The sequence below is a fragment of the Nitrosomonas supralitoralis genome, from assembly GCF_003011925.2.
GTDB lineage: Bacteria > Pseudomonadota > Gammaproteobacteria > Burkholderiales > Nitrosomonadaceae > Nitrosomonas > Nitrosomonas supralitoralis.
Genome location: NZ_PXXU01000022.1, coordinates 21,394 through 32,997, shown reverse-complemented (window position 1 = coordinate 32,997; position 11,604 = coordinate 21,394). Strand labels below are relative to the sequence as shown.

The window sequence follows — 11,604 nt, the reverse complement described above, 5'->3', positions numbered from 1 at the left end:
GATACAAGTAATTATTAACGAGAATAAATATTAAGTGTGGGAAAAAAACAAGCAATTTCAACTATCGCAGTCTCCAGCGCATCTGAGCCATGCACCGCATTAGCATCAATACTATCAGCAAAATCAGCGCGAATAGTTCCTGTTTCCGCTTTTCTTGGATCGGTCGCCCCCATTAAATCGCGATTCTTCTTAATAGCTTCCTCTCCTTCCAGAACTTGCACCATTACAGGTCCGGATGTCATAAACTTAACCAAATCGTTAAAAAATGGTCGTTCACGATGCACTGCGTAAAATTGCTCTGCGTCAGATTGTGATAAATGTATCATACGCGCGGCAATAATCTTCAGCCCACTTGATTCAAAACGAGAATAAATTTGCCCAATCACATTCTTTGCAACAGCATCCGGCTTAATAATTGATAAAGTTCTTTCAATTGCCATTAAATACTCCAATAAATTAGTAAATTAAAAACTATATATTAACAAAATACTTACCCGCTTCGCAAAAACACAAAGCTTCTGCAATAAGATAGCCAGATTAATTTTGATAAGATTTGTTTAGAAAGATTCTCTTAATCGATGGAAAAACTATGGTTCTAATGCAAACACTGGATAACTCTTTTGCTTCCAATCTGTTATACCTTCACGGTAATAAAAAATATTTGTCCATCCCCACTCAATTGCTTTTTTTATCGCAATTGAACTACCTAGACACGAGGAACCATTACAATAAATTACAGCAGGCTGAGCTTTGTTTAATATTGCACTCAATTTCTGCTCATCAAAATCACATCTTACTGAAAGATGGTACGCGCCAGGAATATGTCCCACGCTATAATCTTCCAAGCCCCTGACATCAATAAATAAATATCCCTTATTGAAAAATAATTTAGCAGTTTCAGTGCTAATTGTACGGGCACCTTTTACACTTTCCGGCGCCAAATCATCCGCCCGTGATGTATTGACGATAACAAATGATAAGATTAATAACACCAACAAGGTTTTTCTCATTCTAATTCCTAGTACTAGTTGTAGTATATGCGATTCAGAATAAAACTGTAATTCTCATCATATTTACTTAGATTTACAACGCTCGCGAAAATATTTCTTATTTTCATAATAAGACTCACAGCAATTACCCGCGTCCCATCCTGGGTAACCTAGTACTGGAACTGGTGTCAAATCAGTACTTGTGGATAATGCACAAAGCAAAAATTGCTCTAACATTACATCGACTGAATTGAGTTGGCCTAATAATTCTTGCAAAAAGAATTCTTTCCTCACTTTGAAGATAATTGCTTTACCAGTCATACCTACATAAGGGTTTAATGCTTTTTCATACATTCCATGGCCAAAAATAATAAATCGCATTGATGATAATACGGCAGTACGCTGCCGCCAAAACAATTCTTTCCATTCAAAGTCTTTTATCAACTGGATCAAAAACTCCTGACTGCTGATAATAACTACGCCAGACTCATCAAACAGTGTGGCCGCATCTCTTAACGGAGATCTATTCAAAGCTTCAGTTGTCAGCTCGAATAATTGCGCTTGATAATGCAATTGATTGAGCGCCGATTTAGCACGTGGAAATAGTTGCCAAACTAAGGCATTAAAAAAATCATGCCAATTACTTGCTCTAGTTTGCACTTGACCAGTCAAATAAATTTTCGATTCATAATCCTGTGTTTGATGACGTTTTCCAAGAACCTGCGGTATAAAGCAAATAGATTTACCTGAACGAGTATAAATTTGCTGATGTCGTAAGGAACATAACTTATTAAGTTCTTCATGTTCTGGCCAATGTTGAAAATTTGAGAACTCCTTTTTTAAATACAACAATGGCTCGAACAAGGGTGAAAAATCCATAAAGTTCGAATCCCAATTGCACATGCTCACGATTGATTAAAAAACTTGATCACAAGAAGAAATTTGCTTGAATATTGAAGACTAATTTTTATTGATTGATAATTTATTTTGCCACTTCTTCCGTGCGCAAAAGCTTTAGATGCTCTAAGCCAAAATGAATAAATGCAAGGGCGGTGAAAATTGGAGCCAATAAATTAAGAAAAGGTATAAATTGTATCAAACCTGTTAACAGCCCCAATCCCCATAATGAGTATCTGTTTTCCGCACAAATTCTTTTAATTTCATGCTTAGTAGCATGCTCCGATAATGCATCATAACGAAATAACTGTTGATTCATAAAAGCAGCTGCCACGAATGGAATGACGATTCCTACACCAACTGCCCATAGTGGCAATGAAACCACCCAGATAAGTACAAAAGTAACACTGGCGATTATTGCATTGATAATACTCCCGGTAATAGAACCTCCATTTTGGCGCTTCAAATCTGGATAGAAACGTCCTGCTACCAGGTTGATTAATGCCGGCATCACAAAAATAGCGGTAATTAACAGTGTAGTAACTATTACAAGTGGAATAAGCACTAAAAGATCAAATAAACCTAGAACTATCGATGCAATCCAATCTGGCTTTAAATTCTGCAACCACTCTCCAATACCAATCCTGTCCAGAATCTGGTAAATTATTTCAGAAAATTTATCCTGAAAAATGAATCCGACTATCAACCAGAACAGAAAAGAAACCAGGACTGGCCAAACTATAGTCCATGCGATTCTTAAACGGAACAAATCACGAAATGCGCTCACTATTGCTCTTAATATTATAGACATATAACTATTAACAAAAAGTATACATATATTCAGGATGGGAGATAATAGCAACATGGCTAACGAGAGGCCAGTTGCAGTTGAATGGACACTAACACTAAAAAATATATTTGCGTTAAATTTCCTAAGATTCACACCAGCGAGCGCCGTAATAACCTAAACTAAGTCATCATGAATTATTTATTCTAATAATACTCCAGTGCCCAAGCAAAATCTTTTTTTCTAAAGTTCTGACTAAAGATGTCGATAAAGCACTCCATGAATTCGTTATGAGGTAAAAAAATGAAAATAGATAACTCCTTACAGTCAGTATCAACTGTATCTGTTAATGATGGAAAAAGGCGTGCAGATATCACCCCGAACCCAAGCACAAAGCAAGAAAATAGCGTCCATTTAAGCCCTAATGCTGCGAAACTACAATCAATTGACAGTAGTTTTGCAAGTGGCTCGATTGTAGATACAGCACGTGTTCAGGAAATAAAGCAAGCGATTAGTGAAGGAAATTTCCACATTAATCCGGAAGTTGTTGCCGATCGACTGCTAGAAACAGTTAAAGAGTTGATTCAATCCAAGAAAGGTGCTGCGTAATGCCTTTGCAACAAAATATTGCAAGCTTCATGGAAGAATTGGAAGCTGAGAGAAACGCATTACATATTTTTGTAGAAATCCTTAAAAAAGAAGAAAGCGCTCTCATTCAAGGAAAATTAGAAGAAATAGATTATCTTGCTTCCGACAAAACAAAATTAATTCACGAATTAATACAACGTGATGATCGTCGCAACGTTTTTTTTCAGAAATTAGGCCTATCTTTAGAAAAAAAAAGCATAAACTCTTGGCTTAATGAATTGACTGAACAGAATTCCAATTTGCACGAAGTAAAAGCTTTGTGGAATGAATTGTTAGATCTTGCCAAAACGGCACAACAATTCACTCATTCTAATGGATTAATTATTTCAAACCTGCTGCAGCACAACCTGAGGTCTTTTGCAGCTCTCCATGGAGCTGCGGGTAATGTCGCTCTCTATGGACCTAAGGGCCAGACTTATATTTGATGGCAAACTCTCACAATGTTATTCTAATTTTCAGCGATTGGAATTTCAGTTACTTTGCCTGGATCTGCTGATAAAATCAGAATCGACACGCGACGATTTCTTTTTCTTCCTTCAAATGTCTCATTGCTTTCCATTGGTCTATTTTCACCATAACCAATCGCAGTAAGTCGATGAGCATCAACGCCCTTTTCGATGAATAACCTGATCACACTGCTTGCACGTGCAGATGACAATTCCCAGTTTGATGGAAAATTTTCAGTGTTAATAGGTAAATTATCTGTGTGGCCTTCAACATGAATTTCGTGTTCGTGTCCCTTGATTACATGTGCAACCGCCTGAAGTGACAAATTCGAGCTTTCAGCAAGCTTGGCTTGTCCTGGTGAGAAAAGAACACTGGCATTAATTTCAACGGTAATTCCCAAAGAATTTTGGGTCACTCTCACCTGACCATCCTTAACTAATGGTTCCAGCGCATGTAGAATATTCTTAGCCATGCCTTTCATTTTCTCTTGTTTTATTGCTTTCTGAGAACTGAAATTATCTATCAGCTTGATCGGATTAGCCTGATTTGAATACTCATTTTTAAGCGGTAAAAACTCCGCTGTCTGTTGAGATGCGGAAGTAGCTGGGCTATTACTTTTAAACGCGCTAACCAATGAAGAGCTTAGAACACGATACTTACCTTCATTTACCGACGAAACAGCATACATTACTACGAACAAAGCGAACAGCAATGTTATAAAATCTGAGTATGAAACAAGCCAGCGCTCGTGATTTTCATGCGGCTCGTCATTTCTTTGTTTTCTTCTTTTTATCATTCAATGAATTAACAGTGAAATTAATACTTGATGAGACTAAATATAGTATCCCTTCAATCGGCTTTCTATTAACCGGGGATTTTCACCATTCGCAATAGCAACAAAGCCATCCACCATCATCTCTTGCATTACAACATGCTCGCCAATAATATTTTTTAGCTTATTTGCAATTGGCAAGAAAACGAGATTGGCCAAACCAACGCCATAAATCGTTGCAACAAAAGCCACCGCAATGCCGCTACCCAACAGACTGGGATCCGATAAATTTTCCATCACATGAATTAAACCTAGCACTGCACCCAGAATGCCAATGGTTGGAGCATAACCACCAGCTGCTTCCCAAATTCGAGCTGATTGCCGTTGATGTGTTTCTAAAGCTAAGATATCAATTTCCAAAACTTCACGTAATTTTTCCGGAGTACTTCCGTCAGCAAGCAATTGCAATCCTTTTTTTGAGAATGGGTCTTTAGCCGTCGGTATATGTAATTCAAGAGCCAATAATCCTTCTTTACGTGAAATATGAGACCAGTTAATAATTTGCTTAATTAAATTTTGTGGAGAATTCTCAGGTGGATAAAATACCCAACTGGCCATTCTGACTCCATTGACAAAAATTTTGACCGGACTTTGTAACAAAACTGCGCCAACAGTACCTCCCATAACGATCAGAAAAGCTGCTGCTTGCAATAAAGAGCCGACATGCCCACCTTCAAGAACTTGACCACCGATAATTGCAACAGAAGCTAATAAAATACCGGTAACACTATTCACATCCATTTTTGTTCTTTTATTCATCTCAAAATCCAATTAGATCACTGGATAATCAGCACTTCTTGCATCTCAAAGATTTCTCAAACGACTGCGAAGCCTTGCAATGGCTTGAGTATGCAGTTGGCAAACGCGGGATTCACTGACTCCGAGCACTTCGCCAATTTCTCTTAAATTCATCTCCTGTTCGTAATGCATCCCCATCATCTGTTTTTCCCGAGGAGGTAGATTATCAATCGCAGCAATCAATTGACTGCGAAAATTTTCATCCAACAATGCATTTAAGGGATCTCCCTCAGAATCGATGAATAATCGATCCAAGAAAGGCTCTTCGTCATCTTGTTGAAAATCCTCATAATAAATTAATTGTGCGCCCCGTGCATTCTGCAAAGTCTCATGATATTCATCCAGTGACATATCTAATTCTTTAGCCAAATCCAGTTCGTTGGGCGCACAGCCATTGCGCTGCTCTAATAAATTAACAGCTGCTTCAATACGGCGCATTTTCTTTCGTATACTGCGCGGCAACCAATCCGCCTCGCGCAACTCATCCAAAATTGAACCTCGTATCCGCTGCGCCGCATAACTTTCGAATTGCCGTCCGTATGAACCCTCGTATCGATTGATGGCATCCATCAAACCAATCATGCCAGCTTGAATTAGATCATCAACCTGAACACTTGCTGGCAGTCGAGTCATCATGTGGTACGCAATGCGTTTCACTAGTGGTGTAAATTCAGCTATAAACTGATCTTTATCAATTTCTTTAGTTCCGGTCGCAGTATACATATCAATCACACCATAAAATTAGCCATACTAAGATGGCTTGTCTGAATTAATCGTTGCATAAAATTATCGATACCCCCGTGATATTTATCTGGACAAGTAGATCGTAAAATATTCTGCGCCACCTGCCCAAAGCAAGTTGCAGCCTGTGAAGACGGGTATGCTTCCAGTACAGGCATGCACAATTGTGTTGAGCTATGTAATTTTTCGTCGCTCGGAATATAACCAGCATATTCAAGCGTCACCGACAAATATTGACGGGCCACTTTGTATAAATTCTGATAGATAGCAAACGACTCAGCTTCCGAGCCAATGTTATTCACCAATATGAGAAAATGCCTCCTCATATACTCCTGACTCATGATTTTAATCAACACATACGCACCCGTAAGAGATGCGGCTGATCCTGAAATCACCATCATGATTTGCTCCGAAGCCAAACTTAGCGGCAAAACATGTGTTGTACCTGCCATTGCTGTGTCTATCAGAACAATATCAACAGACTTAGTTAACTCTGAAAAACTTCTGACTAACCAATCTTGTTCGAGTGGATTCAATTTGTTAAGCGCATGAATACCCCGCATGGCGGATAATATGGCGATATTTTCCGGGCCCCGCAAAATTACCTGGTCCAGTCTTTTATCCTTATTAATTACGTGGAGTAAATCGAAGCGCGCCTGCAATCCGAGGCTGGTACAAATATTGTTATGGCAAGGATTTTCGTCAATCAGTAATACGCGCTGACCTTTTCGGGCCAAGGCAACAGCCAGATTCACAACAATACTGGTTTTTCCAACCCGGGATTTCCCTCCCGCGATAGTAAAGACACGCGCAGAATCAGGTGCCTGGAAAGCGGCCAGACTACGCAGGCCCGTCGCCTGATCGTGCAGAATCAATTTAGTCATAAAAAAGCCCTGTCGATGATTTTTTCGCAGATTGCTCAATATCAGTGCTATTTTTGGTCGCCATTACCAAAGCAAACTCGGCATCCTGCAGAGTAAAAGCAGAATCGCCCGAAGTGGGTTTAAAAATACGATGCATTAAATAACGTGCATTTGCTGCATGAATATCTTCTGGAACTTTCTGTCCGTTTGCGACGTAGTGCAGCACTAACTTCCTGCGGATAACAGCATCCAGCGCCACACCCAAGCTAGCAGCTTCATCCATCTTTGTAATAATACAACCGCAAATACCGTTCATCTGGTATGCGGAGATCACCTCATCCAGAGTTTTTCCATTGGATGCTGCACTTAATATCAACATACGTTTTACTTCGGCCCCACAATTACTTAACATCGCAATCTGTTCCGCAACCATTTGATCACGCTGACTCATTCCGACAGTATCGATTAGCACCAGATGCTTATTTCTAAGCTCTGACAGCGTCAGTTGTAGATCTTCCGTATCTTTAATTGTGCGCACAGGAATACCTAGTAATCGCCCATAGATTCTCAGTTGTTCATGACCACCGATACGATAGCTGTCGGTGGTAAGTAATGCCACCCTATCAGCGCCATGCCGAATCACACCACGAGCCGCCAGTTTTGCAGTGGTAGTAGTTTTACCAACGCCGGTGGGTCCGATCAATGCATAAATGCCACCTTTTTCTATTATTTCATCGCTGGCAGCAGTATGTAGATTAGAGACTAATGCAGACATTGCCTGTTTCAGGCTTTTCTCATAATCAACCTCATTGGTGAGCTTTTCTACCAACCGGCGGGATAATAACGGGCTAAAACCTGAATCCAGCAAAGTGCGAAGCAGCTTTAATTTTTCCGGTCTACGTTGCGTGAAATTTCCCCAGGCAACAGCATTCAACTGATCTTCCAGCGTGCTTTTCATGGCTTGAATTTCGGCAATAATGTCGCGAGCAAATGAAGCAGTCACTCCTTCATTTGTGGTTTTCCTGACCTCTTCCTGGTCATTCGCTAACGAAAGTAGGTTTGAGTATGACTCAACAGATCCGGCTTCTTTATTCAGTTTTTTATTCTGCTCATAATAAGCGGCACTCGCTGAGTTTGATGTAAGCAATGGCTGTGATGGCACTAGATTAGACATATCAGAATCGGCCAACGCCATGATTTCCACACCGTCTCTGGTTTTTCTATTCGACAGTATGACGGCATTGTCACCCAACTCTTCTTTAACCTGACGCATTGCTTCTCTTGATGTAGATGCAATATAACGCTTTACTTTCATTTGTTACCCCCAACAACGGAAGTGATTTTGATTTTTCTTGAATCGGGAATCTCAGAATGAGCTAATACTCTTAATTGAGGCAGTGCTCGACGCAAAAATCTTGCCAATAAGAAGCGAATAGAACTCGGAGCAAGCAATACCATCGGCAATCCGAGTTTTTCTTGCTGCTGTGCAGCGCTGTGGGCTTCTCTTAGCAACGTATCGGCAAGCCCGGGTTCAATTCCAGCACCTTGCGCCCCGCCAGTTTGCATCACCTGAGTAAGAATATTTTCCAAATCTTGATGCAAACTCATCACTTGCACTTCAGAACCTGCAGGATAATATTGATCGACGATGGCACGCCCCAGGGCTGTTCTGATGATAGCAGTCAGCTCGATTGCGTCCTGCGTTTGCGCAGCGTACTCAGTCAATACATCGATGATGGTGCGCATGTCCCGAATATGTACACTCTCTTCCAGCAAGTTATGCAACACCTTTTGTACTGTGGATAGTGGTAATAATTTTGGAACCAGATCTTCAATAAGTTTGGGAAATTGTGTATTAAGATGATCCAGTAGTTTTTGTAATTCTTGTCTGCCCAATAATTCGGCAGCATGCGAATGAATCAAATGGTTGATATGCGTAGTAACCACAGTACTGGCATCAACCACGGTATAACCATGCAGTTGGGCCTGTTCGCGAAGTGCGGCTTCAATCCATACTGCTGGCAATCCAAATGCCGGATCACTGGTTGCAGTGCCAGGCAACTGCATCGTGACTTGTCCTGGATTTATAGCCAGATACATACCGGAATATGATTCGCCCTGACCAATCACAGAGCCTTTTAGCGTGATGCGATAAGCGTTTGGTCGTAACTCCAAGTTATCTCGAATATGTATTACAGGTGGTAGAAAACCGATTTCCTGCGCAAATTTTCTGCGTATGCCATTAATTCTTTTTAGCAGATCTCCTTGCTGAGCTTTATCAACCAAAGGAATCAGCCGGTAGCCGACTTCTAATCCCAATGTGTCAATTGGAGTTACATCATTCCAACTGGCATCCGTTTTTTCGATAGATGGTATTTCCGGAACAATGGGTGCATCTGGCTGTGCGACTGGACTTCCTTTCTTCCAATAGGCTATCGCACCTAAAGCAGAAGCGATAAAAAGGAATACAAAATTTGGCATACCTGGAATTAATCCCATCACGGCTAAAATTCCAGCAGTAATTACCAATACTTGGGGTTGACTAAATAACTGACTTAAAACTTGTTCACCCAGATCCTGATCGGTCGTCACGCGACTCACTACCATGCCCGCAGCAGTAGAAATAATCAGCGATGGAATTTGCCCAACCAAGCCATCACCAATTGTTAACAAAGTGTAATTCTTCGCTGCCGATGCTAATTCCATGTCGTGCTGCATTACACCCACGATCAATCCACCGACAATGGTAATCAGCATAATCAATATACCGGCTATCGCATCACCCCGTACAAACTTACTGGCACCATCCATAGACCCATAGAAATCGGCCTCTTGTGAAATGACCTGTCTACGTTTCCGCGCATCTTCCTCACCGATCAATCCAGCATTCAAATCAGCGTCAATAGCCATCTGTTTGCCTGGCATGGCATCGAGCGTAAAACGTGCACTGACCTCAGCGATACGTCCTGCGCCTTTAGTAATCACGACAAAATTGATCACTACCAGAATGATGAAGACCACTAGCCCGACGGCATAATTCCCACCCACCAGAAAATGGCCAAATGCTTCGATCACTTTACCCGCAGCATCGGGGCCAGTATGTCCTTCAAGCAAGACAACCCGAGTTGAAGCAATATTTAACGATAATCTTAATAAAGTTGTAATCAGCAGAATTGTCGGAAATACTGCAAAATCGAGTGGATTCCTAGTGTACAAGCTCACCATGAGCACGATTATGGCTATCGCAATATTGAAGGTAAACAGCAGATCCAGTATAAATGGCGGCAATGGCAACACCATCATGGCCAGGATCATAATAATCAAGACCGGCCCCGCCAGAGTCCTGAAATTATTGATATCCGCTAAGGATGACAACGTAACCGCATTATTCATAGTTTCGAAATATAAAACTTAGAGAAGAATTCATTTAAAAGTCACCCGCACAGCTATACCGCAAACTTGACCTGATCCAGTTCAGCCGGAACAGGCACATCAATCGGAGGCTTCGGCTCTGAACCACCATACTCGTTATATCTTCGTAACTGAAAAACGTAAGCCAGTACTTCAGCCACTGCGGTATACAGCTTTTCCGGTATCTCACTTTCCAGCTCCGAATGATGATACAAAGCTCGCGCAAGCGGCGGTGCTTCAAGGATTGGTATACGGTGCTCTGTAGCAATCTCTCGAATTCGTGCAGCTAGTAAATGCACGCCTTTGGCAACCACTTTGGGTGCACGCATACTGTTACTCTGATATCGCAATGCCACCGCATAGTGTGTCGGATTGGTAACAATGACATCTGCCTTTGGAATTTCAGACATCATGCGACGACGTGCGGCTTCACGTTGCAGATTACGGATACGTGATTTGACGTAAGGATCACCTTCGCTTTCCTTATGTTCTTTACGAACTTCATCCTGAGTCATGCGTAATTGCTTCGCATGCTGCCAGAGTTGAAATGGCACATCGATCCCAACAATCATGATCATTGCACCAATGATCAGTAGAAAACTCGTTGCCAGAAAGTCGCCGGTACGGCTAATTCCCAAATCAATCGACACTGTAAGCAGCGCCATTACAGATTCTTTGTTATGCCAAATAACCCATACTGCGACTCCACCAATAATTATGGTTTTAAGAATGGCCTTAACAAGTTCAATCAGACTGCGCATTGAGAAAATACGACTGAAACCTTTAATAGGGTCAATGCGCTTGAAATCGGGAATAACCGCCTTTGCACTGATAAGCCAGCCACTCAACAGCATCGGAGCAAAGAAAGCCACGACCAAAAGCAGAAATAACATGGGTGCCATCGATATCAAACCTTCGATAGCAAGCTCGTAAAAACGATTGATCATTAATTCAGGCTGAAACGCCAATTCTCGTTCCATTTGCATACCGGATTGCATGATTTTTACTAGCTTATCCATAAGAGCTGCGCCCATCATCAATATCCCGACAGCTGCCGACATCAATAGGGTAAATGTGGTAAGTTCTTGAGAACGCGCAACCTGCCCCTCTTCCCGCGCCTTCTCCAAGCGCCTGGGCGTAGCCTCTTCGGTACGTTCTAAATCACTTTCTTCAGACATGGCAAACTCCAAA

General features: G+C 41.3%; 13 protein-coding genes. 2 read left to right on the top strand and 11 right to left on the bottom strand.

Annotation, left to right across the window (positions count from 1 at the left end; genetic code table 11):
• Positions 1-14: 14 nt before the first annotated feature.
• The 4 genes from ndk to C7H79_RS08620 form a co-directional block, all read right to left on the bottom strand.
• Positions 15-440: a nucleoside-diphosphate kinase gene (gene ndk / locus C7H79_RS08635; RefSeq protein ID WP_106706883.1), complete on the bottom strand. Its 426-nt coding sequence runs from the start codon at positions 438-440 to the stop codon at positions 15-17.
• A 147-nt stretch (positions 441-587) separates the two neighbouring features.
• The gene (locus tag C7H79_RS08630; protein WP_106706882.1) at positions 588-1,010 is read right to left on the bottom strand and encodes a rhodanese-like domain-containing protein; all 423 of its coding nucleotides are present in this window, start codon (positions 1,008-1,010) and stop codon (positions 588-590) included.
• Positions 1,011-1,073: 63 nt separating this feature from the next.
• Positions 1,074-1,868, bottom strand: a complete 795-nt coding sequence (locus C7H79_RS08625; RefSeq protein ID WP_106706902.1) for a DUF3025 domain-containing protein — start codon at positions 1,866-1,868, stop codon at positions 1,074-1,076.
• Positions 1,869-1,971: 103 nt separating this feature from the next.
• Entirely contained in the window at positions 1,972-2,697 is a 726-nt protein-coding gene (locus C7H79_RS08620) for an EI24 domain-containing protein (RefSeq protein ID WP_172592390.1), read from the bottom strand.
• Between the two features lie 279 nt (positions 2,698-2,976).
• Here C7H79_RS08620 and flgM point away from each other — a divergent pair, with 279 nt between their 5' ends.
• Positions 2,977-3,282 (top strand): flagellar biosynthesis anti-sigma factor FlgM, encoded by a 306-nt coding sequence (gene flgM / locus C7H79_RS08615; RefSeq protein ID WP_106706881.1) that lies wholly within the window; start codon positions 2,977-2,979, stop codon positions 3,280-3,282.
• Positions 3,282-3,746, top strand: a complete 465-nt coding sequence (locus tag C7H79_RS08610) for a flagella synthesis protein FlgN (RefSeq protein ID WP_106706880.1) — start codon at positions 3,282-3,284, stop codon at positions 3,744-3,746. Before flgM ends, C7H79_RS08610 begins: the two co-directional genes overlap by 1 nt.
• A gap of 23 nt (positions 3,747-3,769) precedes the next feature.
• Here the strand turns inward: C7H79_RS08610 and motD are convergent, their stop codons facing one another.
• Genes motD through flhB form a run of 7 tightly spaced genes read right to left on the bottom strand, consistent with a single transcriptional unit; the run spans position 3,770 to position 11,591 of the window.
• Positions 3,770-4,564 carry a flagellar motor protein MotD gene (gene motD / locus C7H79_RS08605; RefSeq protein WP_106706879.1) on the bottom strand — a complete coding sequence of 265 codons (795 nt, stop codon included), beginning with the start codon at positions 4,562-4,564 and terminating at the stop codon, positions 3,770-3,772.
• A 36-nt stretch (positions 4,565-4,600) separates the two neighbouring features.
• Entirely contained in the window at positions 4,601-5,359 is a 759-nt protein-coding gene (locus C7H79_RS08600; protein ID WP_242447215.1) for a flagellar motor protein, read from the bottom strand.
• Positions 5,360-5,404: 45 nt separating this feature from the next.
• Positions 5,405-6,121 carry an RNA polymerase sigma factor FliA gene (locus C7H79_RS08595; RefSeq protein WP_106706878.1) on the bottom strand — a complete coding sequence of 239 codons (717 nt, stop codon included), beginning with the start codon at positions 6,119-6,121 and terminating at the stop codon, positions 5,405-5,407.
• Positions 6,122-6,126: 5 nt separating this feature from the next.
• Entirely contained in the window at positions 6,127-7,023 is an 897-nt protein-coding gene (locus C7H79_RS08590) for a MinD/ParA family ATP-binding protein (protein ID WP_106706877.1), read from the bottom strand.
• On the bottom strand, positions 7,016-8,317 hold the full coding sequence (gene flhF / locus C7H79_RS08585; protein WP_106706876.1) for a flagellar biosynthesis GTPase FlhF: 1,302 nt from the start codon (positions 8,315-8,317) through the stop codon (positions 7,016-7,018). Before flhF ends, C7H79_RS08590 begins: the two co-directional genes overlap by 8 nt.
• Positions 8,314-10,395, bottom strand: a complete 2,082-nt coding sequence (gene flhA / locus C7H79_RS08580) for a flagellar biosynthesis protein FlhA (protein WP_106706875.1) — start codon at positions 10,393-10,395, stop codon at positions 8,314-8,316. The genes flhF and flhA overlap by 4 nt, the downstream gene beginning before the upstream one ends.
• A 53-nt stretch (positions 10,396-10,448) precedes the next feature.
• Entirely contained in the window at positions 10,449-11,591 is a 1,143-nt protein-coding gene (flhB, locus tag C7H79_RS08575; protein WP_106706874.1) for a flagellar biosynthesis protein FlhB, read from the bottom strand.
• Positions 11,592-11,604 lie beyond the last annotated feature (13 nt).

Excerpts from the sequence above, each read along its gene's own strand:
- ndk (WP_106706883.1), bottom strand. The coding sequence starts at position 440 with ATGGCAATTGAAAGAACTTTATCAATTATTAAGCCGGATGCTGTTGCA.
- C7H79_RS08630 (WP_106706882.1), bottom strand. The coding sequence starts at position 1,010 with ATGAGAAAAACCTTGTTGGTGTTATTAATCTTATCATTTGTTATCGTC.
- C7H79_RS08625 (WP_106706902.1), bottom strand. The coding sequence starts at position 1,868 with ATGGATTTTTCACCCTTGTTCGAGCCATTGTTGTATTTAAAAAAGGAG.
- C7H79_RS08620 (WP_172592390.1), bottom strand. The coding sequence starts at position 2,697 with ATGTCTATAATATTAAGAGCAATAGTGAGCGCATTTCGTGATTTGTTC.
- flgM (WP_106706881.1), top strand. The coding sequence starts at position 2,977 with ATGAAAATAGATAACTCCTTACAGTCAGTATCAACTGTATCTGTTAAT.
- C7H79_RS08610 (WP_106706880.1), top strand. The coding sequence starts at position 3,282 with ATGCCTTTGCAACAAAATATTGCAAGCTTCATGGAAGAATTGGAAGCT.
- motD (WP_106706879.1), bottom strand. The coding sequence starts at position 4,564 with ATGATAAAAAGAAGAAAACAAAGAAATGACGAGCCGCATGAAAATCAC.
- C7H79_RS08600 (WP_242447215.1), bottom strand. The coding sequence starts at position 5,359 with ATGAATAAAAGAACAAAAATGGATGTGAATAGTGTTACCGGTATTTTA.
- C7H79_RS08595 (WP_106706878.1), bottom strand. The coding sequence starts at position 6,121 with ATGTATACTGCGACCGGAACTAAAGAAATTGATAAAGATCAGTTTATA.
- C7H79_RS08590 (WP_106706877.1), bottom strand. The coding sequence starts at position 7,023 with ATGACTAAATTGATTCTGCACGATCAGGCGACGGGCCTGCGTAGTCTG.
- flhF (WP_106706876.1), bottom strand. The coding sequence starts at position 8,317 with ATGAAAGTAAAGCGTTATATTGCATCTACATCAAGAGAAGCAATGCGT.
- flhA (WP_106706875.1), bottom strand. The coding sequence starts at position 10,395 with ATGAATAATGCGGTTACGTTGTCATCCTTAGCGGATATCAATAATTTC.
- flhB (WP_106706874.1), bottom strand. The coding sequence starts at position 11,591 with ATGTCTGAAGAAAGTGATTTAGAACGTACCGAAGAGGCTACGCCCAGG.